Below are 22,490 nucleotides of genomic sequence, written 5' to 3'. Positions count from 1 at the left end.
GCGATGCGGAGCGGGCTCCGCCGCTCACGCGGCGTCCGCCGCATGACGCGCGATCTGCTCGTCTTCGCGACAGGGGACCACTCGAATGGCGCAGCGCGAGGCGGGACCGTGGATCACGGCGTTGCCGGCAGCGTTGCGCCCGCCATCCAGGCTGATGCCGATCCAGCCGAGATGCGCGCAGATGCTTTCGCGCACGGCGGCATCGTGTTCGCCGATGCCGGCGGTGAACACCAGCAGGTCGAGGCCGTCGAGCACCGCGATCATCGCCGCGATCGGGCGCGCGACCGACAGGCAGAAGGCCTCGATCGCGAAGGCCGCATCGCGGTTGCCGCGGTCGGCGGCGGCGCGAATCGCGCGCAGGTCGCTGGACACGCCGGAAAGACCGAGCAGGCCGGATTCATGCTCGAGCAGGCGGCTCAACGCCGCGCCATCGAACTGCCGCTGCTGCAACAGATGCAGCAGCACGCCGGGATCGAGATCGCCGCAACGCGTGCCCATGATCGCGCCGCCGTTCGGCGTGAGCCCCATGCTGGTGTCGATCGAGCGGCCATCGCGCACCGCGCTGATGCTGACGCCGTTGCCGAGATGGGCGATGACCACACGAGGTGGGCAGTCCGCACCCAGCGTGTCGAGCACCGATTCGCATGACAGACCATGAAAGCCGTAGCGGCGCAGGCCGCTGTCGCGCAGCGCTTTCGGCAGCGGCAGGGTCGCGCCGAGCGCCGGCATGGCGGCGTGGAACGCGGTGTCGTAGCAGGCCACCTGCGGATGTCCGGGAAACAGGCTGCCGCAGTGGCGGATCAGTGCCAGCGCCTTGGCGGCATGCAGCGGCGCGAACGGTGCCGCGGCTTCGAGTTGCTGCAGCACCTGCGCATCGATCCGTCCATGGCGATGCCGATGCGGCCCGCCGTGAACGATGCGGTGGCCGATGCGCTGCGGTGGCGGCAACGCGGCCTCGGCCAGTTGCCGGACGATCGCGACGATCGCCGCCAGCGGGTCGGCATCGGCATCCTCGATGATGCCGTCGTTCAGGCAGTCGATCCGCCACCGGCTGACGCGATACAGCCCGTGCTTCAGGCTCGAGGAGCCGCTGTTCAGCACCAGCACCACGATGCTGCCGCCGTCAGCCGTCGCTTCGGCCTGCGCCGCGCCGAGCGCCTGTCCGATCGCCGCACTCATGGCCGCGACCAGCGCCAGTCGCGGATCTCCGGCAGGTCTTCGCCCCACTCGCTGATGTGGCGCTTGTGCCGGGCGATGCGCTCCCAGTAGAGATCGATCGCTGCCTCGAGCGTCGACGCCAGACGCGGCACGTGGCGGATGGCATCGAGCGCGAGCCGATAGCGGTCGAGGCCGTTCAGCACGACCATGTCGAACGGAGTGGTCGTGCTGCCTTCCTCGCGGTAGCCGTGGGCGTGGAAGCCGGCGTGATTGCGGCGCCGGTAGATCAGCTTGTGGATCAGCGCCGGATAGCCGTGGAACGCGAAGATCACCGGGCGGTCGACGGTGAACAGCGCATCGAACGTCGCATCGTCGAGACCGTGCGGATGCTCGCTGCGCGGCACCAGCGCCATCAGGTCGACGACGTTGACCACGCGGATGCGGATGCCCGGCGCATCGGCCCGCAGCAGCATGACGGCGGCCAGCGTCTCGACCGTCGGCACATCGCCGGCGCAGGCCATGACCACGTCCGGATCGTCATCGTCGTTGCCGGCCCAGCGCCAGATGCCGATGCCGTCGGTGCAGTGCCGCGCGGCGTCGTCGATGGTCAGCCACTGCCAGCACGGCGCCTTGCCGGCGATGACGACGTTGACGTAGTCGCGGCTGCGCAGGCAGTGATCGACGACCGACAGCAGGCAGTTGCTGTCCGGCGGCAGATAGATGCGAACGACACCGGACTTCTTGTTCGCGACATGGTCGATGAAGCCCGGATCCTGATGCGAATAGCCGTTGTGATCCTGCTGCCAGACGTGCGACGTCAGCAGATAGTTCAGCGAGGCGATCGGTTCGCGCCATGCGAGCTCGCGGCTGCGCTTGAGCCACTTCGCATGCTGGTTGAACATCGAATCGATGATGTGGATGAACGCCTCGTAGCACGAGAACAGACCGTGCCGGCCGGTCAGCAGATAGCCTTCCAGCCAGCCCTGGCACAGATGTTCGCTGAGCACTTCCATGACCCGGCCATCGGCAGCGAGATCGCGATCGACCGGCAGCAGTGGCTCGAGCCAGGTCTTGCCGGACACCTCGTAGACCTCGGCGAGGCGGTTGGAGGCGGTCTCGTCGGGGCCGAACAGCCGGAAGTTGCCGGCAGCCGCGTTGGCGCGCATGACGTCGCGCAGATAGCTGCCGAGCCGTCGCGTGGCTTCGCCGCGCGCGGTACCCGGTTCATCGAACTGGATGGCGTGTTGGCGGAACGACGGCAGCACCAGCGGCACCAGCAGGCGGCCACCGTTGGCATGGGCATTGGCGCCGATGCGGTGGCGGCCGGTCGGCGCCAGTGCCGCCAGCGCCGGCAGGAAGTGACCATCGGCATCGAACAGTTCCTGCGGCCGGTAGCTGCGCAGCCAGTCCTCAAGCAGCTGCAGCTGCCCGGGCCGACTCGGATCGGTGATCGGCAGTTGATGGGCGCGCCAGGTGCCTTCGACCGGCAGGCCGTCGACGACCTTCGGGCCGGTCCAGCCCTTCGGCGTCGCGAACACGATCATCGGCCAACGCGGGCGGGTGAGGGCCGCGCCTCGATCCGGCCGCCGGGCTTCGCGCTGGATCTGCTGGATCGACGCCAGCACCGTGTCCAGTGCTGCGGCAAGCGCCTGATGCACGATCAGCGGCTCGTCGCCTTCGACGAAATGCGGCTCGTGGCCGTAGCCGCGCAGCAGGTCGATCAGCTCGCTGCGCGGGATGCGCGCGAGCACCGTCGGATTGGCGATCTTGTAGCCGTTCAGGTGCAGGATCGGCAGCACCGCGCCATCGCGGATCGGATTCAGGAACTTGTTCGAGTGCCAGCTGGCCGCCAGCGCGCCGGTTTCGGCTTCGCCATCGCCGATGATGCAGGCCGCGATCAGCCCCGGATTGTCGAACACCGCACCGTAGGCATGGGCCAGCGAGTAACCGAGCTCGCCGCCTTCATAGATCGACCCCGGCGTGTCGGCCGAGACATGGCTCGGAATGCCGTTCGGCCACGAGAACTGCCGGAACAGCCGCTCGATGCCGCTGCGGTTGTTGCCGATGGCCGGGTACCGCTCGCTGTACGTCCCTTCGAGCCAGCTCTGGGCAACGATGGCCGGTCCGCCGTGACCGGGGCCGATGATCGCGAGCAGATCCAGCGCATGGGCCTTGATCAGCCGGTTCAGATGCACGTACAGGAAGTTCAGGCCCGGGGTCGTGCCCCAGTGACCGAGCAGGCGCGGCTTGATCTGCGACCGTTGCAACGGCTGATCGAGCAGGGCATTGGCTTTCAGGTAGATCTGGCCTGCGGCGAGGTAATTCGACGCCCGCCAGTAGGCATCGAGGCCAGCCAGTTCCTCGGCGGACAGCGGTCCCGGCGGCAGCATCGCGGCCCCGCGCGGGCCGGTGGAGATCGGCGGTGAATCCATGGCGTCGTCGGATCGGTGGGCTCGCGCGCGAGCGACGGTCGAGCGTCGGCGCGTGCCTGGCGCCCGTCTGTCCGCTGGCACGCACAGCGTTCCGGGCGCCGCTACAGATACGGCGAGAACAGCCAGCACAGGCCATCGAGCAGGCGCGTCGGCAGGCTGCGCGCCCGAAGCTCTGCTGCATCGACCCGCAGTGATCGCCGGCGAATGTCGAGCACGTGCAGGGCCAGCTGCGCCACGACCGCCGGATCGAACACTTCGATCACCAGTTCGAAATTCAGGCGCAGGCTGCGCTGGTCAAGATTGGCCGAGCCCAGCAGCAGGTAATGGTCATCGACGATGAACAGCTTGCCGTGCGCGAACGGTGCCGGCTGCAGCCAGATGGCAGCCCCGCGCAGCAGCAGCGCCTGCTGGAAGCGGCGCGATGCGCGATCGACATAACGCTGATCGCTGCGCGCCGGCAGCACGATGTCGACCGCGACACCGCGCAGCGCCGCCGCTTCGAGCACGGCCAGCAGCGACAGCGTCGGGATGAAGTACGGCGTCATGATCAGCACGCGGCGGTGGGCGCTGCCGATCGCGGCGATCAGCAGCAGGGTCAGCTTTTCGAGGTCCTCGTTCGGGCCGGTGGTCACCGGGCGGCACGCGCTGCCGCCGGCTGCTTCGGCGGGGACTGCGTCCGGCAGCGCCTCGCCGGTGGTGAACTGCCAGTCGCGCGCGAAGATCGCCGCGAGCGGTGCCACCACCGGGCCGGACAGGCGGAAATGCAGGTCGCTGGTGCTGTCCGGCCGAGGTGGCTTCAGCATCTGGCGATCGCGGATGTTCATGCCGCCGGTGAACGCGACGCGGTCGTCGATGATCAGCAGCTTGCGGTGGATGCGGGTGTTCAGCCTGAGCATCGGCGGGAACAGTCCGGGCTTCAGGAAGCGCGCGGTCGGCACGTTGAGCTTGCGCAGCCGTTGGCGGATGCGGCCTGCGAACAGCAGCTCGGCCATGCCATCGACCAGCACCAGCACGTCGACGCCGCGGGCCTGCGCCGTCGCGAGCGCGGCAATGAAGCGATCGGCGCTGGCGCCGGCTTCGAAGATGTAGGTGCACAGGCGGATCGAGCATCGGGCATCGGCAATCGCGCGCAGCAACGCCGGGTAGGCTTCGTCGCCGTTGTGCAGCACGTCGATGCGATTGCCGGGGACCGGCAGCAGCCCGGTCAGCCGCTGGCCGACACGCACCTGTTCCGCCATCGAACGCTCGCAAACGGGCGTAATCGCCAGCGGATCGAGGCCCGGTGCCGTCGGCGCGTTCGGCAAAGGCTGCGGTTGCAGGCGGTTGATGCCGAACAGGTAATACAGCGTCGGCCCGGCCAGCGGGAACAGCCAGCAGGTCGCGATCCAGCCCCAAGCGGCGCGCGAATCGCGCTTGGTCAGCAGCGCATGGACCGACGCAAGGCCGGCGGCCAGCAGCGCCAACGCGGCGTTGATTGTGGCGATCAGCGCCCAGATCTCGGGATCGAGCAGCGCCTGCGCAATGCTCGGCACCGATGCGTCCGGCGCGACGGCGGTCACGGCAGACGCGCCGGCACTTCGATGTCGGCTGCCAGCGGCAGGTGATCGGAGATCGGCACCGGCAAGGCCTGCAGCCGATGCAGCCGGACCTCGGCGCTGTGCAGGATGTGGTCGAGCGCAAGCCGCGGCTGCCAGCTTGGAAACGTGGCCGGCGGGTGCGCGCTGACCAGCAGACGGCTGCCGCGCCGCGCGCGCAGCGCTGCGGCCCCGCAGTTCAGATCCCCGAGCAGCAGCACCGGGCCAGCGACGGGCACCAGGGCATCGACGAAGTCGAGCTGTCGGCGACGGGCACGGGCCCCGAGCGACAGGTGCGCGACCAGCACGTGCAGGTGACCGGCGTCGGCACCGAGATCGATGCCGACCACGCGTCGGCCCGGCAGACTCGATGGCAGCACGTGCTCGACCACCCGCGTCGGCCGGTATCGACTCAGGAAGCCGAGCGCGTGACAGGCGATCGGTCGCAGGTCGCGAGTCACCGACAGGCCCCAGGACGCGAAGCCGGCGGCGCCCGCCAGATACTCGATCTGGTTGACGAAGCCCGTGCGCAGGCTGCCGGCATCGGCTTCCTGGATCGCGACGAAATCGAAGTGGCGCACGACCTCGGCCAGCCGGTCCAGATGCGCCGGCATGCCGCTTCCGGGCAGGGCATGGCGCCACGCCCGGGTCAGATAGTCGCCGTACCTGGCAGTCTGCACGCCGATCTGGATGTTGTAGCTCAGCACCCGCAGCCGGATCGCCCGGTCAGGCAGCGCCTTGCCGATGGACGTGGTGTCGCCCGCTGTGGCGCCGAGCAGCAGCACGGCCGCCGGCTGCCGTGCCTGGCTGCCCGCTGCGCCTGCCGCGAGCGGCCGTTACGGCGCCACCGGGTTCTCGATCGTGACCTCGACGCGGCGGTTCAGTTGCCGGCCTGCCGGGATCTCGTTGCCGGCCACCGGGAATGCTTCGCCGCGTCCGGTCGCACTCAGGCGCGAGGCATCGACGCCGTGCCGGCTCAAGTAACCGGACACGGCATCTGCGCGACGTTGCGACAGCGCCTGGTTCGAGGCTTCCGAGCCCTGACTGTCGGTGAACCCTTCGATCACGACCTTGCGATCGGCACTGCCCTGCAGCGCCAGCACCAGCTTGTCGAGATTGCCGACCGCCCCGGCCTGCAGCTCGGCGCGACCGCTGGAGAACAGCACGTCACCCAGCGTGATCTGCACGCCGCGGTCGGTCTTCTTGGCCTTGAGGTCGGCCAGTTCCGCGAGCAGGGCGTCGTTGCGGTCCTGCGCGGCGCTGCTTTCGACCCGCGCCGCGCTGGCATCCTGCCGGGCGCGATTGGCGTCGTTCCGGGCCAGATCGGCTTCACGGGTGCGGGCTTCAAGCCGAACCTGCTCGCTCTGGTCGGACAGCGCCTTGCGCTGCTCGATCGCCGCCTGCGCCAGCGAAAGCGACTTCGCGGTCTGCACCTTGCGATCGGCCACGTAGACCCGGTGCGCGGTCAACGCGGAATCGGCATCCGGACGCTCGGCCAGTTCGACCGCGCGCTCGGCGTTCTGCAGCGCGATCGGCGCCTTGGTCGCCAGTTCCGGATTCGACTGCAGCGCCGAGAGATCGGCACGCACCCGTGCGGAGGCGGGGTCCCGCGTTGGTGTGGCCGCACAGGCGGCGAGGGCTGCGGCGACGGCCGCAACGCCGAGCAGGCGGATATGGGCAGCCGACAGCGATGCGGGGCGAAGGTCGTTCATGTCGGCGCTCCCGACTTGCGCTGCAGTTCCAGCTTCAGGGTCTCGATGTTCTTTCTCAGTTCGGCGTTGACGGCTTCGGCGCGAGCGCTGCGGGTACGTGCGGACGCCAGCTCGGCATCGGCCTGCGCCTCGTTGGCGAGCTGCCGGGCGCGCTCGATGTCGCGTGGCTCCGGATCCCGGCCGACCGCCGCTCGCGCGGCGACGATCCGTTCACGGGCCGATTTCAGCTCCACCGGCGCGAACTCGGCGGCCTTGTCCTGATCGGCATTGGTGATTGCGATGTCGGCCGCCTGAAAGGCATCGGTCGGCGGCAGCGGGGTGCTGGCGCAGCCGCCACTCGCAAGCAGCATCAATCCGCTGGCCCAGGCCGCGATCACAAGGGTTCGATTCATCGTGTTTTCTCCAGTAGCGGTGTCATGGGCGCAGGATTGGCGCGTGCAGGTTTGCGTCGTCGTGGGCTGAAATCGTTGGCTGCCACCCGAATCGGCGGGCGTGTCGACGTCGTCGAGCACGTCGTCCATCCGGCGGCAGCGCTCGGTGCCGGTAGCAACCTTCATCGGTGCACCCCTCGCACGGTCGGTATCGACACCTTGTCGCTGATCGCAGCCGCTGCGGTCTGTCCGCTGGCGCGCTTAGCGCCGACTGCCGCCGTGGTCGTGCGTGCCGTGCCGCTCAGGCACGAGCGCGCAGCGACCGCACGCGGCTGCGGCGTTTGGGTTCCGGTTCGGCCGTGGCTGCGGCCTTGCCGACCGCCAGCGCCTGGCGCGCCATGCGGGCCGACTTGTTTCGATACATCGAGGCGTCCGCCACCTCGAGCAAGGTATCGTGGTGTTCGCCATCGACCGGATACAGCGCCATGCCGATCGATGCGCTGATGGTCAGTTCGATGCCGTCGATGCAGTAGCGGCCTTCGACCTGCCGCCGGATCTCGTCGGCCAGCCCCACGGCCAGCGAGCCGTCGTGCAGGTTCGACAGCATCACGACGAACTCGTCGCCGCCGTAGCGGCACGCAACATCGTCGGACCGGACGCAGCCGACGATGCGTCTGGCAACCACACCCAGCAGCTTGTCGCCGGTGGTGTGGCCGTAGCGATCGTTGACCACCTTGAAGCCATCGAGATCGATGAACATCAACGCCAGGTGCTGCTGGCGGACAAAGGCGTCGGCGATGCCGTCCTGCAGACGACGCAGCAGCATCAACCGGTTCGGCAGGCCGGTCAGCGCGTCGTGATGAGCGAGGTGGTGCGCCTCGCTGTTCTGACGAGAGACATCGGACAGCGCCGTCATCAGGCGCTGGTTGCTGACGCGCAGAAGCTCGTTTTCACGCAGCGTCCCGTGCAGCTGTTCTTCGGCGATGGCGAGCGCGAGGGCCAGGTCGATGCCGCTGCCATCGGCCAGTGCCATCGTCGAGACCGGTGCCGCCGGCCGTCTTGCGACGGGCCACAGCGCCGGGCGAACCGGGGTGGGTGCGAAATCCTTGAAGCTCGGCATGTCGGACGCTCCGTCGATCGGGGGATCGGCTTCATGTCCGTCACTTTCGCTGCTGTTGGTCCCGAGGTCTGTGCGCCATCGAACCGGGCCCATTTGATCGCTCGAAGGACCGCGGTCAGATCCGCCGGCCCTGCACCACGCGGATGATGATCAGCACGATCGCGACGACCAGCAGGATGTGGATCAGGCCTCCGAGCGAATAGGCGGAGACCAGCCCCAGCGCCCACAGCACGAGCAGCACGACGGCAATTGTTTCAAGCATGTCGATGATCCTTGGAAACGGTCGTGGCGACCTTCGGAGATCGACGGTGCGAGCAGCGCAGGACAGGGTCTGTACGGTATCGAACGCATGTTCTCGCGCGGCGATTGCATACTGATCGGGCGCCGACGTTCAATCCGCACTGTTGTTTCAGCTGCATGCCGGTGCCATTTGTACGATAGCGCACATAAGAACAAATCAAGACTGGGTAAGCTGGCTCTACAGGGACGGAGTCTCTTACTTGCGAGGTTTTGCGATCAGTCGCTTCAATGCCCCTGACCTACAATCCGCAACACAATCACCTTCTGGCGGCACTGCCGGAGTCCGTGCAGGCCCGCCTGTTTCCTCATCTGAAACTGATTCCACTGCGACTCGGCAAAGTCGTCTACGAGTCCGGCGATACGCTCAATCATGTCTACTTCCCGACCGATGCCATCGTGTCGCTGCTGTATGTCATGAAGAGTGGAGCATCGGCCGAAATCTCGGTTGTCGGCAACGATGGCCTGATCGGCATCGCGCTGTTCACGGGTGGCAACAGCACGCCGAGCCGCGCCATCGTGCAGAGCGCAGGCTATGCCTATCAGCTGGCCAGTGGCCGCTTCAAGGAAGAGATCAATCGACACAGTGATCTGATGGATCTGCTGCTGCGCTACACGCAGTCGCTGATCACGCAGATGGCGCAGACCGCGGTCTGCAATCGGCATCACACGATCGATCAGCAACTCTGCCGATGGCTGCTGCTGTCGCTCGATCGTCTGCCCAGCAACCAGTTGTCGATGACGCAGGAACTGATCGCCAACATGCTGGGCGTGCGCCGCGAGGGCGTGACCGAAGCGGCGAGCAAGCTGCAGAAGCTGGCAGTGATTTCCTACAACCGCGGGAAGATCACGGTACTCGATCGGTCGCGCCTCGAACGGCTGTGCTGCGAGTGTTACAGCGTCGTGAAGATCGAGACCGATCGCCTGCTGCCATTGCTGAAGTCGACCGCGCACTGACGTTGGTCGCGGCTGCGCGGCGCGACGCGGACTCTGTGCCCTGACGCACCGAAACCCGGCATCGATGGCGCTATGGTGCGGGTGCGTGGCGGAACTGGCAGCTGTCGCGTGCCATCTCCGGCGTCGGGACTGCTTGCAGAGGCGCTGATGTCTGCCATCGATGTACGGCCTGTCGTGAATACCCTGATCCAGCGTCTGCCGCCGGCCGAGCGCAAGGCTCTGCTGGCGCGGTGTCAGACCGTCGATCTGACGTTCGGCACCATCCTCTGCGAAGCGCATGGGCCGCTGCGGCACGTGCATTTTCCGCTGACCGCATTTCTGTCGCTGGTGGCCAGTGTCGATGAGCGGCCGCCGATCGAAATGGGCATGATCGGCAGCGAAGGCGCCCTCGGCGCCACGATGCTGCTCGGCGTCACCAGCATGCCGCTCCGCTGCATCGTGCAAGGGGCCGGGCAGTCGCTGAGGCTGACGCCGAGCGCATTGCGCAAGGCGCTTGACGAAAGCCCGATGCTACGGCGAACACTGAACCGCTACCTCTACGTGCTGATGGTGCAGTTGTCTCGGACCGCGGCCTGCCTGCACTTTCACGAGATCGGCCAGCGCCTGGCACGGTGGCTGCTGATGACCCATGACCGCGCGCACGGCGATCACTTCCACCTGACCCACCAGTTCCTGTCCGAGATGCTCGGCGTGCGGCGCAGCGGTGTCACCACGGCGGCGTCGGTGATGCAGGCGAATGGTCTGATCGAGTACTCGCGCGGCGATATCCACATTCTCGACCGTCAGGGGCTCGAGGCCGTCAGTTGCGAGTGCTATCGCGGCGTCAACGAAGAGTATTCGCGGCTGCTGAGGTAGCGGGTCGGCAGCCGCCGTCCGGGCTGCATGGACCCCCTGCCGCGCGGGTCGCGACAGGGGGCGAGGTGATGCCGGGAAGCGGCCCGCTGCTCAGGGTGCGTCGTCGATCGAGGCCACCCGGATCAGCTTGCGGTTGACGAACTCCTGGATGCCGGCGCGCGACAACTCGCGACCGTAGCCCGACTGCTTGATACCACCGAACGGCAGATCGGCCGCAGTCCACGTCGGCTGGTTGACGAACACCATGCCGGTTTCGATCCGTCGGGCAATGGCCTGACCCTCGGCAATGTCGCGCGTGAACACCGAGCCGCCGAGTCCGAAGCTGGAATCATTGGCGAGCGCCACCGCGGCATCGGCATCGGCCACCCGGAAGAACAGCGCGACCGGGCCGAAGAATTCCTCGTCGAACGCGGGATTATCGCGCGTGATGTGCGACAGGATCGTCGGCTGCATGAACGAGCCCGGCCGGTCGATGCGGCCACCGCCCATGACCCGGGTCGCGCCGTGAGCGACGGCCCGGTCGACTTGTGCGACCAGCGTCAGCAGCGCCGCTTCCGTCGACAACGGCGCCAGGGTGGTGGCCGCATCCATCGGGTCGCCCGGCGTCAGCCGGGTCATGGCGTCGGTGAACGCGGCGAAGAAGGCATCGGCCACCGCGTCGACCGCGATGAAGCGCTTGGCGGCGATGCAGCACTGGCCCATGTTGTTGAGCTTGGCCCACATCGCCCACTTCACGGTCTTGGCGATGTCGGCGTCGGCCAGCACGATGAAGGCATCGCTGCCGCCGAGTTCCATCGTCGACTTCTTCAGGTTCTGACCGGCACGGGCGGCGACTTTCCTGCCGGCATCGGCGCTGCCGGTCAATGCCACGCCCTTGACTCGCGGGTCATCGATCAAACGGGTGATCTGGTCGTAGCTCGCGAAGACATTCGTGTAGGCCCCGGCTGGCGCGCCGGCATCGCGCCACAGCTGTTCGAAGCGCAGCGCGCATTGCGGCACGGTGCCCGAATGCTTGACCATCACGACGTTGCCTGCCATCAGGTTCGGGGCGGCAAAGCGGGCGAGCTGGTAATACGGGAAGTTCCATGGCTGCACGCCGAACAGCAGGCCGATCGGCTCGCTTTCGACGTGGGCCTCGCCCGCCTCCGGCTGCAGGATTTCCGGTGCCAGAAAGCGTTCGGCGTGGATCGCGTAGTAGTCGATGATGTCGGCGCTGAGCGCGACTTCGCCGCGGGCTTCGCTGATCCGCTTGCCCATCTCCTGCGTCATCGGGCGGGCATGGTCCTCCGCCTGCTGCCGCAGGATCGAGGCGGCGCGCGTGGCAATGGCCGCGCGCTCGGCGAAGGCGGTCCGGCGCCAGGCCTCGAAGCAGGTTTCGGCGGTGGCCACGGCCTGCTCCAGCGCCGCGTCGCCGATCTCGTCGAACTCCGCCATCACGTCACCGTTGTACGGATTGACGCTGCGATAGCTCACGTGGCCTTCACCAGCGGCATCGCCACCAGATGTTCGGACAGGAACCAGACCTGCAGCTCGTTGGTGCGCAGGACCGTACCGGCCAGCAGATCGTTGGTGCCGAGATCGCCGGACTCGGCCGCTGCAGTGGCCACGCTGCGGGTCGCGAGAATGATCAGCTCGTGCGCTTCGAGCAGCCGCGACAGCTGCACCGGCACTTCCTCGCGGCCACGCGGCGGGCGCGGAATCATCGTGACCTCGCCGACGTCGGCGCCCATCGCCAGCGTGATTCCGCCGAGCAGCTGGATGCGTTCCGCAATCAGGTCCACCAGCAGCACCTGTTCATCGAAGTGCTTGTCGTACAGCAGATGCAGGGCGTTGAACGTGGGCCCTGAAACCTGCCAGTGATGCTTCTTGTACAGGTCGCGCAGGGTCATGGTGTCGGCCAGTAGCTGGTTCAGCAGGTCGACGCTGCCGCTGCAGACCTGCTCGCCAAGCGCGATCGGCAGCTTGACCAGCTGGCCGAAGGCCTGAGTCTCGTGCGAGTGCTGGTGCAGGTGCGGGCGGGCCTTGCTGCTGGCCGGTGTCGGCGCGGGGGTCTTGAGAGTCATCGGATGCTCCGGTGCCGTGCGCGGGGCGTGCGCGGGGGCGCAGGCGATCGCGGCACGGGGAGCCGGAGCATCGCCATCGGGGGCCTGGACTGCGGTGCGTTATCGAACAAAGACCTGGCGCACGGAGCGGCCCCGCTTGCCGGCAGGCGGTAGCCGCTGCCGGCTTCGATGGCGGGCGGGCGGGGCATCGCGGGGGGCAATGCCAGTGCTAAGGTATGTCGACTTCGCCGTCGGTCGGTTCGATCGAAACCGCGGTGAAGCCCGATCTTGCCTCCGATAAGGATACCGGTGCGAGCGTGGCAACCATCCCGATACTGAACCTGCAGGTGGCCGGCCGTCAGGCCGCGCAATTCGGCGCCCAGGCGTCACGGACGTTCGAAGGACACGGCGGCAGCATCGGCCGCTCCGACGATTGCGACTGGGTCCTGAGCGCTTCCGGCGTGTCGCGGATGCACGCCCGGATCACGGTGCTCGGCAACCGCTATTACATCGAGGATCGCAGCACCAACGGCATGCTGCTGAACGGCGCACCGATGGTGCACGCCCAGCCGAGCCTGCTGCAGGACGGCGACCGCGTTCGCATCGATACCTTCGAGCTGGAAGTGCGGATCGGCAATGCCGAGCGGCTGGCCGCCGCGGCGCGCGATGACCGGTACGAGCGCGAGCCCTCGCAACCGCGCTACGCCGTGGCCGATGCCGCGTTCGCGCCGCCGCCGTTGCCGCGGGTCGAGCCGCTGCCGACGCATCTGACCGACCCCTCGTGGTCACGGGCGCAGGCTATGGAACGCGCGTTGCCGGATCCGGTTCCGGCACGTCCGACGGTGCCGCCACCGTCACCGTTCGGAAGCCTTGGCCTGCTCGATGACGAGCCGTTCCCGTCGCGCCATGCCGATGCCGCCCCAGTCTCGCTGCCGCGCGATCCGTGGCCGTCGATACCGCCATCGGCTGCCGTATCCGCGCTGTCGGCCCCCGCTGCAAGCGCGCATCCGACGCCGTTTCCGGCCCCATTTCCAAATTCGTTCCCGGCGCCGGCTGCCGCACCGGCACCGTACGCGCCGTTTACCAGCGCATCGCCGCCGCCGGCATCGGCTGCGGTGCCAGCGTGGAACGACGTGCCGCCGGCTGCCGATGCGCTGTTCCGGCGGGCCGTCGACGGTCTGATGGAGGCGCTGCGGACGCGGGCCGAGATCAAGAATGCGCTGCGCGTGCCGGTCACGATCATGCAGCGCAGCGGCAACAATCCGCTGAAGTTCGCGGCCAACGCCGATGAAGCCCTGAGCCGGCTGCTGGCGCCGCCGGGCAGCGGCTACCTGTCGGCCGAAGCCGCATTCGACGAAGCGTTCGAGGAACTGCGCTGTCATCAGCTGGCGATGGTCGGCGCGCTGCGCGAGGCGTTCGACGCGATGCTGCGGCAGATCGGCCCGGATGCCTTCGAGCACGACGCGGATCACGGCAGCAAGCGGCCACCGCTGCTCGATTTCGCAGGCAAGGGCCGCCACTGGGAGCGCTATCGCGAGCACTTCGACCGGCTCGGGCGCGATCCGGACGAGCGGTATCGCCGCCTGTTCGGGGATGAGTTCGCGAAAGCCTACGAATCGCAGTTGTCGAGGCTGCGAGGCGGACGGACAATCCGCTAGCGCTGCGCGCGGCGCGTTTCAGGGAACCACGACGGCTCGCCGACCCGGCGCGCCCGTCCAGACTGCCGGCCCAGGGATGGGGCCCACGATGACTGCTTCGAGATCATGCTTCCGCTGCGGCGGGACACGCGAAAGTGCTGGCCGGAGGCGGGCATGAGCGCTGCCCCGCGCGGCTATCGCTCGGCCGGGCGCACCGATGTCGGCAAGCTGCGCGGCCACAACGAGGATGCGCTGCTGATCCGCGACGATCTGGGGCTGTGGGTCGTCGCCGACGGTCTGGGTGGCCATTCGGCAGGCGACGTGGCCAGCGCGCTGATCGTCGAACGGCTGGCGGCACTGAGCCGAACCGGCACGGTGCACGACTTCATCGAAGCGATCGAGGATGCGCTGATCCGCACCAATGACGATCTGCGTCAGGCCGCACTCGAGCGCCGTGTCGACCTGATCGGCTCGACCGTCGCGCTGCTGGTGCACCACGACGCATTCATGCTGTGCGGCTGGGTCGGCGACAGCCGCGTCTACGCCTTCGAGGGCAACCGCCTGCGACAGGTCACGCGTGATCACGCGCAAGGCGGGGACGACGACACCGACTACGGCCGCCGCCGTCCGGTGCCGGCCGGCAATGCCGTGCTGACGCGCGCGATCGGGGCCGAGGAGCGGCTGGCGGTCGACTGGCTGATCACCGGCCATCGCCCGGGCATGCAGTTCCTGCTGTGCTCGGACGGCGTCAACAAGGAGCTGGGCGATGCCGAGCTGGAAGCCGCGTTCCGCTCGCCCGCCAGCCCGCCCGAGCTGATCGAGCACATCGTCGAGACCTCGCTGGCACGCGGTGCGCGCGACAACGTCACGGCGATCGTCGTGCGGCTCGGCAGTTGAGTCCACGTCATGACCTTCGGCCGGAACGCTGATCGATGAGCCACCTGCACGATGCCGCCCGCGCGTTCGTCGAGGGCCGCCTGAGCCTGCGCCAGTGGTTCGAAGTGCTCGACGCGCGTGGCACGCAGCCCGATGCCGATCATCAGGCCGACCTGGCCGCGCTGGAAGCGCTCGAACGCGATCGCCGACTGCCGCCGGATGTGGCGCGCGCACTGCGACGCAAGCTGCTGACGCTGCAGGAAGCCGCTGCGAGTGGCGAGGCCGACGACGCGACCCGGCTGGCGCCGCGCCCGTCGGCGCCGGCGCCGGACGCGCCTGCGACGTCCGATGTCACCGTGTTCTCGCCGATCGAGATTCCGCCGCCGTCGGACCTCACCATGATGCAGCCGGTGACCGGCGACCAAGGCACACGCGGTGCAACAGCGATGCGGGGCCCTGCGACCGGCCCGAATACCGGTTCCGGCACCGGTTCCAGCACCGGCGGCGCGGCCAGCAGCGGCAGCAGCAGCGCGACCTGGCGGCGGCTGGCGGCGGCCGAGGTCGGCGAAACGGTGGGCATCGGCTCGGTGCTGAAGGGCCGCTTCACGCTCGAGCGCGAACTGGGCCGCGGCGGCATGGGCGTGGTCTACCAGGCGCGCGACGAGCGCAAGGTCGAAGCCCGTGATCGCGATCCGTACATCGCGGTGAAGGTGCTGAACGACGAGTTCCGTCGGCATCCGGATTCGCTGATCTCGCTGCAGCGCGAGGCGCGGCGCAGCCAGCAACTGGCGCACGACAACATCGTGCGCGTGTTCGATTTCGACAAGGATGGCGCCATCGTCTTCATGACGATGGAGTACATCGACGGCGCCGACCTCAAGACGCTGATCCGCGAGCAGGGCGGCATCGGCCTGCCGCTGGCGAAGGCGATGCCGCTGATCGACGGCATGGCGCGCGGGCTGGCGCGCGCGCACGAGGCCGGCATCGTCCATTCCGACTTCAAGCCCGGCAATGTGCTGGTGACCCGGACCGGCGTACCGAAGGTGTTCGATTTCGGCATTGCCCGGGCCGGGCAGGGGCTTGGCGACGCGACCGGCGAGCAGACCGTGTTCGATGCCGGCACGCTCGGCGCGCTGACGCCGGCCTACGCCTCGCTGGAAATGATCCTCGGGCGCGAACCGGAGCCCTCCGACGATCTCTACGCGCTGGGCTGCGTCATCTTCGAACTGCTGACCGGCAGCCATCCCTACGGCAAGGCCAGCGCCGAGATCGCCCGCAAGGATGGCCGCGTACCGCCGCCGGTGCCGGGCCTCAGCCGCCGCCAGTACCGGGCGCTGTGTGCGGCCGTGGCGTTCACCCGCGAACAGCGGCTGGCGAGCGCCGACGCGCTGCTCGAGGGCCTGCGCGAGCGCAGCCTGCGCGAACGCGCGCTGCCGGCGTTGCTGCTCGGCGTGCCGGCGCTGATGCTGATCGGTGCCGGTGGCCTTGCGCTGCTGAATCACCGCGACCAGCAGCGGCTGGAGCGGGTCATCGCGCGCTTCGATGTCGGCCAGCCCGGGCATTTCGCCGATGAGGACGAAGCCCGCGCCGCGCTCGACAGCCTCGACAGCGACCAGCGCAACGCGTTGCTGGTCTCGCGCAGCGATGTTCTCGAACGTTTCCTGCTGGCGCGCATCGGCGCCGCCTGGGAGCCGAATCAGGGCCGCTACGACTATGCCGGGGCGCTGAAGGCGCTGGCGCTGCGCGATCGGCTCAAGTTCTACTCGCCGCCGCTGGACCAGAAGCGGCAGGATCTCGACCGCAGCCGCAATGCGCTGCTGAACACGCTCGACAGCCAGCTCTCGGCCCAGATCGACGCGGACGCACTGTTCGACGATCGCCCGGACAACGCAAGCGCGACGCTGGCGCGGATTCAGGCCATCGATCCGGGCAGCAGCCTGCTGCGCAATCCGCAACTTGAACTGAAGTACGACATGGCGATCGGCCGCTCGATCGCCGGCGGCCGGCTCGACGAGGCGCAGCAGCGCCTGACGGTTGCCCAGCGCTGGTTCCCGGAATCCGCTCGCCTCGGCGATCGTCAGGCACAGGTCACCGAACTGGCGGCCACCGTGGCCGCCGCGCAGCAGCAGGAGGCGGCTGCGCGCGCTGCGTTGCAGGAACGGGCTGCCGCAATCGAGCGACTGACCGGCCTGATCGACCGCGCCGTCGACGACGCGGGCTGGCGGCAGCAGGCGGCCGCGGCCTATCGCGAGGCGGCGGCGCGGGTTGGCGACAACGCGCTGCTCGATGCCCAGGCCGCGCGCCTGAAGTCGGTGCTGGCCGCGCAGTCGGCGGCGGCGCGCGAGCCGCAGACCGCGATCGACATCGCCGGCTTCGCGGTCGATCTGTTCCCGGCCGATGCGGTCCTCGCGAAGGCGCGCAAGTCACTGATCGACGAGCAGAACCGGCTGGCGCAGCTTGCGCAGACCGAGGCCGAGCGGATCGCCCGGGCGCGCATGCGCGTCGCGGCGCTGCTGGCGCAGCCGGGCGCGACGGTGATCTGGCTGCAGGACCTCGCCAGCGCGCTGGACACGCTGCGTCCGGCGCTCGGTGGCGATGCCGCGGGCTTCGCGAGCACTCGCGCGGAAGCCGGCCGCGCCTTGACGCAGCGCATTCGCGACGAACTCGCCCGCGGCAAGCTGGACGAGGCCGAGCGCATCGCCCGTGCGGCGCGGCAGATCGAGGCCGCCACCGGTGGCGCCGACTTCGGCATCGCCGCCCTGCAGTCCGAGATCGCCAGCGCCCGCGTCGCGGCACAGGCTCGCGTCGCACAACAGCAGGCGCAGGCCGCCGCCGAGGCGCGGCGCACCCTGGCCGAGCGGATCGCGACGCCGACCCTGAGCGCCGAGTGGCAGGCGGCCGTGTCGCAGGCGTTGGCAGCGCTGAAGGACGATGCCGGCAGCGAAGCGCAGCGCAGCCGCGTGGCGCTGACCGAGGCGATCGCCGCCGAAGCCGTCAGGCTCGGCGCAGCGCAGCAGTTGCCGCAGGCGCGCGCCGCACTCGACTTCGGCCTGAAGCAGTTCCCGAAATCGCCGCGCCTGCTGGCGGAGCGGACGAAGATCGATCAGCTGCAGCAACTGACGCAGGCGAGGCTCGATCAGGACAGTGCCGATGCCGAGGTCAGGGCCCGCATTGAGTCGGCGCGCAGCGCAGCGGCGGCGAACGACATCCAGAAGACGCGCGAGTCGCTGGCGCGAATCCGCAGCCTGAAGCCGGACGAGCCGTTCCCGCGCACCGAGGGTCTGCAGCTGCTGTCCGACGCGTTCCAGCGGCTGGCGGCGGAAGCGTTTCAGCGCCGCAACGATCAGGTGGCGACCGATCTGATGGCGCAGGCGCAGAAGGTGGTCGGCGATCGCGCCGAACTGCGGCCGCTGAAGGCGCGCTACGAACTCGTCGTCGCGATCCGCAAGGCGGGCCCGGGCCCGCTGGCGGCGGCCGAGCACGAGCGCCTGAAGCGCCAGCTCGACGACACCCGGCGACTCGACACGGCTGCGTTCGACCAAATGGAACGGGATCTGTTCGCCGCCGGCCAGTTGCCGGAGAAGACCTTCGCGGCGCGGCTCGACAAGCTGAAACCCGTCGCCGGTACCGCCCCGGCGCCGGCGGCAGGTTCGGTTGACGCCCGACCATCCGCGGAACCGGCGAATCCGCCAGCAGCTGCCGCCGCGACCACGCCCGAGCCGGAAGCGCCGTTTGTCGCGACCGGTCCTGACCCGTGCAACAAGCCGGAGCTGATCGGCCATGGCAAGACCTGTGTCGACCTGCTGGCCGGCGGGCGTCGGCCGCCGCGGCTGATCGTCGTGCCGGGTGCCGAGGGCGGCAGTGCCTACGCCCTGTCGCGCAGCGAGGTGTCGATCGCCAACTACAACGAGTTCTGCGCCGCCACGCGCAGCTGTGCGGCACGCCCGGCGACGGACGAGGACTTCGCCAACGCGCCGATCACCGGCATCTCGGCGACGCAGGCCACGGCCTATGTCGCCTGGCTCGGCAAGGCCAGTGGCGGCTACCGCTACCGCTTGCCGACCGAGGCCGAATGGACGCACGCGGCGAGGGCGGGCGGCGGGTTCCGTCAATCGGAAACCAGCAATTGCCTGTTGCCGGGGGCGGCACCTGGCAGCGGTTTTGCGGTGTCGGCGAAGGGACGCGACCCGAACCCGTGGGGGCTGGTGCACATGAGCGGCAATGTCTGGGAGTGGGCGACCGCCGGCGGCGGACTCGTGGTGCGCGGCGGCAGCTTCAACGAGTACTGGTCGGCCTGTACGGTGGATGCTCGACGCGACGACAATGGCCGCGGCGAAAAGGATGTGGGATTCCGCGTGCTGAGAGAGCTCAAGTGAACAACCGCGAACGGTCGGTCAATCAAGCCTTGCAGAAGCTCGGTGATGCCTACCGCTTCGGGCGCCTGAGCCTCGATGACTATCGGCTGAAGCGTCGCGAGCTGCTCGGCGCGCTGCGCCCGGGCGATACCGAGACCGAGCGCAACCCGCTGTTGCCGGACGAACTGGATGCAGCACCCGGCAGCGCGCTGGCATCGCACCTGCCGAAAGCCTCGCGCGTGGCCGGCCACGCCGCGTCGACGTCATCCCGGCGCCTGTGGTGGCTCGGCGGCGCGGTGTTCGCGCTCGGGGTGCTGGCGCTGGCGGCCTTGATCGTCACTGAGCCGTCATCGCAGGCCGTGCCTGCGGCGAACGGCGACCCCGCGCCGCCAGCGGGGACGGCCGGGCATGCCGAGGTCCCGCTGGATGCGGCAACGGCTGCGGCCGAACGCGCGGCGCAGGCGCTGGTCGATGCCAATGACTGGCAGGCGCTGGCCATCGCGCAATGGCTGGCGCAGTGGCAGGCGCTGTCTGCCGATGGACGGCGGCAGTTGCGCGCGCGGCCGGCGTTGCAGGGCCTGCGCGATCAGGCGCGCTATCGGCTGAGCGTGGACCGGGCACTGGCCATCGGCGATCTTGGCACGTCCGACGCGGCCAGCGATTCGGCCAGCGATTCGGGCAGCGACGGAGCCGCGGCGCGCACCCGGTCGCTGCAGGCGCTGCTCGACGCGATCGATGCCGGGCCGTGAGCCCTGAACAGGCGCCGCTCGCTGACGCGGGCGTCATCGGTGCGCCAGATCACAGTCAGCCCCGGCCATTGGTCGTGCCGGGGTTTACGGTTCGTCGAACGAGTGCTTAGAGTTCAGGTGGTACGGCTCAGGGATTGAGCTGCATGCATGCGAGGCCCGCCCTTCGGCGCGGCTCGCGGGTTTCGCAGGATGCTGGAACCGGAGATTTCCCGATGGATCGGGTAAGCAGCAGGCAGGATGCCGTGTGCCCCAACGGGCCAACTGTGGTCGACCCGATGCTGGCACCCGCGTGCGGGGCGCATGGCCATCGTCACGTCCCCCATTCCGCGATCGCTGATGCGCCGCGCGTCGTGGCCCCAGTGCTGGTAGCCGCCATCGCGCGCATCCGCCTGCCCGCGTCGCTGATTGCCGAAGCGCCAAATTCCCAGCCCACTTCCGACCGTGCGGCGGGTTCCGCGCGGCCGTTTTTCGTTCCGGAATCCTTCATGCACGACTGGCTGCCCGCGACTGCCTGCCCGGCATCGCCGCTCCCGCTGCGCAAGCGCCTGCTGTCGATCCTGGCCGCAGTGTTGACCGCAATGACGGCCGTTCCGGTCGCATCGGCCGAGACCGCACCGCCGCCGGGCGGCTACATCGACCCCTCGGATTGCCCGGACACGCGCTACGAGCCGCTGCCGCCGGGTGCGATTGCCGCCAATCGCGGCCTCGTGCCGCCGCTGAAGGATCGCAATGCACCGGGGCAGCAGGCGGCAACGATCGCGGTGCGCGGCTTTCGCGTCACCGGGGTCGCGACGCACCCTGATCTCGGCATCACGCCGGCAGGCATCCAGGCGATTGCCGATGCCGAGTACGCGAAATTCGTGGCGACGCAGGGGGATGCTGGCGTGAAGCTCGGCTTTGCCGACATGCAGGCGGTGGCCGCGACGATCACCGAAGCCTACAAGTCCGCCGGCTTCATCCTGAGCCGCGCGTTCCTGCCGGCGCAGTCGATCGGCGACGACAAGATCGTTCGGATCGATGTTGTCGAAGGCCGGCTGGCAAACGTCATCGTCAAGGGCAACCGGCGGTATCCGGCCAGCACCATCGCCGAGCCGATCCGGCCGCTGCGCGACCGGCCGCTGATCAAGTCCGATGTCGAAACCGCGCTGCTGTATGCCGACGATCTGCCCGGCGTCACCGTCACCTCGACCTTCCAGCCCGGTCGCGACACTGGCGATACCGATCTGGTGCTGCTGGCCAACGAGGATGCGCGCCCGCTTCAATTCTCGATCGGCGGCAACAACTTCGGCACGGAATTCACCGGGCGTTACCGCGCGCAGGCCGGCATCCAGTGGAACAGCCCGTTCGGCCTCGGCGATACCTTCAACGGCCTGTTCGAATACGGGCTCGATCCCAGCAACAACATCTTCGGCACCGCCAGCTACCGCCTGCCGGTGCAGCGCGTGCGCGGCCTGTCGAGCGTGGTCGGCTACAGCCGCAATCAGCTGCAGATCAACAACGGTCAGTTCCAGCAGCTGTCGATCACGGGCCCGGCGTCGAACTACTACGGCGGCTTCGACTGGAAGTTCGTCAACACGCCGGATCTGAAAGCCACCGGCAGCCTGCTGCTCCTGTACGAAAATTCGAAGCTCAGCAGCGCTGCCGGCCTGATCTCGAACGACCGCTTCACTGTCGCCAACGCCCGGTTCTCGCTGAATCGAACAGACAAGCGATTCAAAGGTGTCGACATCGTCGACATCGGCATCCGCAAGTCCATCAACGATCGTTCGATCGACACGCAGTTTGCCGACAACGACTCCAGTTTCGTGCTCGGCACGCTGAGCTACACCCGTCTGCAGTTCCTCACGACCGATCAGCGCCTGATCGTCAAGGCGGTCGGCCAGTACACCGGCGATGCGCTGATTCCGATCGAACAGTTCGGCGTCGGCGGCCCGGACAGCGTTCGCGCCTATCCGGTGGTCGATGTGCTTAACGATCGCGGCGTTTACGGCGCGCTCGAGTATCACGTCAATGCGCCCGGCTTCGGCGACGTGATCTCGCCGTTCTACGGTCGGCCATGGGCCGAACTGCTCGAGTTCGAATTGTTTGGTGACTGGGCGCGTTCCGAGGCGGCCGGCCAGCACCGCACCGCGAATGTCTCGAATGCCGATACCCGCAGCGGTGTCGGTGGCGGCGTGCTGTTCCGTCTGCCGCGCTTGTACCAGATGCAGTTGCACCTCTCCGGCGCCGTGCCGCTGAGCAATGCCCAGTCGTCGGATGGCGACGATTTCCACATCTACGGCCAGATCGGCTTCACGTTTTGACAGGTGACCTCATGAACCAGCAGATCGCAGTGCGCGCTGTCCGTCACAGGTC

General features: G+C 68.5%; 17 protein-coding genes. 7 read left to right on the top strand and 10 right to left on the bottom strand.

Annotated features, from left to right (window positions below):
* Positions 1 to 24: 24 nt before the first annotated feature.
* The 8 genes from QZ951_RS17215 to QZ951_RS17180 all read right to left on the bottom strand — a co-directional run bounded on the left by QZ951_RS17215 (position 25) and on the right by QZ951_RS17180 (position 8,629).
* Positions 25 to 1,179, bottom strand: coding sequence for an acetate kinase (locus QZ951_RS17215; RefSeq protein WP_293002842.1), 1,155 nt, complete (start codon positions 1,177 to 1,179; stop codon positions 25 to 27).
* On the bottom strand, positions 1,176 to 3,590 hold the full coding sequence (locus QZ951_RS17210) for a phosphoketolase (RefSeq protein ID WP_293002840.1): 2,415 nt from the start codon (positions 3,588 to 3,590) through the stop codon (positions 1,176 to 1,178). The genes QZ951_RS17215 and QZ951_RS17210 overlap by 4 nt, the downstream gene beginning before the upstream one ends.
* 101 nt (positions 3,591 to 3,691) lie before the next feature.
* Entirely contained in the window at positions 3,692 to 5,149 is a 1,458-nt protein-coding gene (locus tag QZ951_RS17205; protein WP_293002838.1) for a phospholipase D-like domain-containing protein, read from the bottom strand.
* The gene (locus QZ951_RS17200) at positions 5,146 to 5,949 is read right to left on the bottom strand and encodes an endonuclease/exonuclease/phosphatase family protein (RefSeq protein WP_293002837.1); all 804 of its coding nucleotides are present in this window, start codon (positions 5,947 to 5,949) and stop codon (positions 5,146 to 5,148) included. The genes QZ951_RS17205 and QZ951_RS17200 overlap by 4 nt, the downstream gene beginning before the upstream one ends.
* A gap of 51 nt (positions 5,950 to 6,000) precedes the next feature.
* Positions 6,001 to 6,876 (bottom strand): OmpA family protein, encoded by an 876-nt coding sequence (locus QZ951_RS17195; RefSeq protein ID WP_293002835.1) that lies wholly within the window; start codon positions 6,874 to 6,876, stop codon positions 6,001 to 6,003.
* Positions 6,873 to 7,397 carry a DUF4398 domain-containing protein gene (locus QZ951_RS17190; protein WP_293002833.1) on the bottom strand — a complete coding sequence of 175 codons (525 nt, stop codon included), beginning with the start codon at positions 7,395 to 7,397 and terminating at the stop codon, positions 6,873 to 6,875. The genes QZ951_RS17195 and QZ951_RS17190 overlap by 4 nt, the downstream gene beginning before the upstream one ends.
* Positions 7,398 to 7,548: 151 nt before the next feature.
* Entirely contained in the window at positions 7,549 to 8,367 is an 819-nt protein-coding gene (locus tag QZ951_RS17185) for a GGDEF domain-containing protein (RefSeq protein ID WP_293002830.1), read from the bottom strand.
* A gap of 115 nt (positions 8,368 to 8,482) precedes the next feature.
* Complete coding sequence (locus QZ951_RS17180; RefSeq protein ID WP_293002828.1) at positions 8,483 to 8,629, bottom strand: lmo0937 family membrane protein; 147 nt, start codon at positions 8,627 to 8,629, stop codon at positions 8,483 to 8,485.
* Between the two features lie 266 nt (positions 8,630 to 8,895).
* Between QZ951_RS17180 and QZ951_RS17175 the strand changes: the two genes are divergently transcribed.
* Complete coding sequence (locus tag QZ951_RS17175) at positions 8,896 to 9,621, top strand: Crp/Fnr family transcriptional regulator (protein ID WP_293002826.1); 726 nt, start codon at positions 8,896 to 8,898, stop codon at positions 9,619 to 9,621.
* Between the two features lie 174 nt (positions 9,622 to 9,795).
* Positions 9,796 to 10,476 (top strand): Crp/Fnr family transcriptional regulator, encoded by a 681-nt coding sequence (locus QZ951_RS17170; RefSeq protein WP_293002824.1) that lies wholly within the window; start codon positions 9,796 to 9,798, stop codon positions 10,474 to 10,476.
* A gap of 90 nt (positions 10,477 to 10,566) precedes the next feature.
* On the opposite strand, the gene QZ951_RS17165 is transcribed toward QZ951_RS17170, so the two are convergent.
* Both QZ951_RS17165 and QZ951_RS17160 read right to left on the bottom strand, forming a co-directional pair.
* Positions 10,567 to 11,949, bottom strand: a complete 1,383-nt coding sequence (locus QZ951_RS17165) for an NAD-dependent succinate-semialdehyde dehydrogenase (RefSeq protein ID WP_293002822.1) — start codon at positions 11,947 to 11,949, stop codon at positions 10,567 to 10,569.
* A complete protein-coding gene (locus QZ951_RS17160) occupies positions 11,946 to 12,539 on the bottom strand; it encodes a DNA starvation/stationary phase protection protein (RefSeq protein WP_293002820.1) in 594 nt (197 codons plus the stop codon). The genes QZ951_RS17165 and QZ951_RS17160 overlap by 4 nt, the downstream gene beginning before the upstream one ends.
* Before the next feature lie 296 nt (positions 12,540 to 12,835).
* Here QZ951_RS17160 and tagH point away from each other — a divergent pair, with 296 nt between their 5' ends.
* The 5 genes from tagH (at position 12,836) to QZ951_RS17135 (ending at position 22,438) form a co-directional block, all read left to right on the top strand.
* Positions 12,836 to 14,176: a type VI secretion system-associated FHA domain protein TagH gene (gene tagH, locus QZ951_RS17155; protein ID WP_293002818.1), complete on the top strand. Its 1,341-nt coding sequence runs from the start codon at positions 12,836 to 12,838 to the stop codon at positions 14,174 to 14,176.
* Between the two features lie 153 nt (positions 14,177 to 14,329).
* The gene (locus tag QZ951_RS17150) at positions 14,330 to 15,052 is read left to right on the top strand and encodes a PP2C family serine/threonine-protein phosphatase (protein ID WP_293002816.1); all 723 of its coding nucleotides are present in this window, start codon (positions 14,330 to 14,332) and stop codon (positions 15,050 to 15,052) included.
* Between the two features lie 35 nt (positions 15,053 to 15,087).
* Positions 15,088 to 19,407 carry a bifunctional serine/threonine-protein kinase/formylglycine-generating enzyme family protein gene (locus tag QZ951_RS17145; RefSeq protein ID WP_293002814.1) on the top strand — a complete coding sequence of 1,440 codons (4,320 nt, stop codon included), beginning with the start codon at positions 15,088 to 15,090 and terminating at the stop codon, positions 19,405 to 19,407.
* Positions 19,404 to 20,135, top strand: a complete 732-nt coding sequence (locus tag QZ951_RS17140; protein WP_293002812.1) for a hypothetical protein — start codon at positions 19,404 to 19,406, stop codon at positions 20,133 to 20,135. Before QZ951_RS17145 ends, QZ951_RS17140 begins: the two co-directional genes overlap by 4 nt.
* Positions 20,136 to 20,620: 485 nt before the next feature.
* Positions 20,621 to 22,438 carry a ShlB/FhaC/HecB family hemolysin secretion/activation protein gene (locus QZ951_RS17135; protein WP_293002810.1) on the top strand — a complete coding sequence of 606 codons (1,818 nt, stop codon included), beginning with the start codon at positions 20,621 to 20,623 and terminating at the stop codon, positions 22,436 to 22,438.
* The last annotated feature ends 52 nt before the right edge of the window (positions 22,439 to 22,490 follow it).

Origin of the sequence: Nevskia sp. (assembly GCF_021732705.1) — a bacterium.
Classification (GTDB): domain Bacteria; phylum Pseudomonadota; class Gammaproteobacteria; order Nevskiales; family Nevskiaceae; genus Nevskia.
This window is presented reverse-complemented; position numbering and strand designations above follow the sequence as displayed.

Coding starts and splice junctions, on each gene's coding strand:
- QZ951_RS17215 (WP_293002842.1), bottom strand. CDS start 1,179: ATGAGTGCGGCGATCGGACAGGCGCTCGGCGCGGCGCAGGCCGAAGCG.
- QZ951_RS17210 (WP_293002840.1), bottom strand. CDS start 3,590: ATGGATTCACCGCCGATCTCCACCGGCCCGCGCGGGGCCGCGATGCTG.
- QZ951_RS17195 (WP_293002835.1), bottom strand. CDS start 6,876: ATGAACGACCTTCGCCCCGCATCGCTGTCGGCTGCCCATATCCGCCTG.
- QZ951_RS17190 (WP_293002833.1), bottom strand. CDS start 7,397: ATGGACGACGTGCTCGACGACGTCGACACGCCCGCCGATTCGGGTGGC.
- QZ951_RS17185 (WP_293002830.1), bottom strand. CDS start 8,367: ATGCCGAGCTTCAAGGATTTCGCACCCACCCCGGTTCGCCCGGCGCTG.
- QZ951_RS17180 (WP_293002828.1), bottom strand. CDS start 8,629: ATGCTTGAAACAATTGCCGTCGTGCTGCTCGTGCTGTGGGCGCTGGGG.
- QZ951_RS17175 (WP_293002826.1), top strand. CDS start 8,896: ATGCCCCTGACCTACAATCCGCAACACAATCACCTTCTGGCGGCACTG.
- QZ951_RS17160 (WP_293002820.1), bottom strand. CDS start 12,539: ATGACTCTCAAGACCCCCGCGCCGACACCGGCCAGCAGCAAGGCCCGC.
- QZ951_RS17150 (WP_293002816.1), top strand. CDS start 14,330: ATGAGCGCTGCCCCGCGCGGCTATCGCTCGGCCGGGCGCACCGATGTC.
- QZ951_RS17145 (WP_293002814.1), top strand. CDS start 15,088: ATGAGCCACCTGCACGATGCCGCCCGCGCGTTCGTCGAGGGCCGCCTG.
- QZ951_RS17135 (WP_293002810.1), top strand. CDS start 20,621: ATGCACGACTGGCTGCCCGCGACTGCCTGCCCGGCATCGCCGCTCCCG.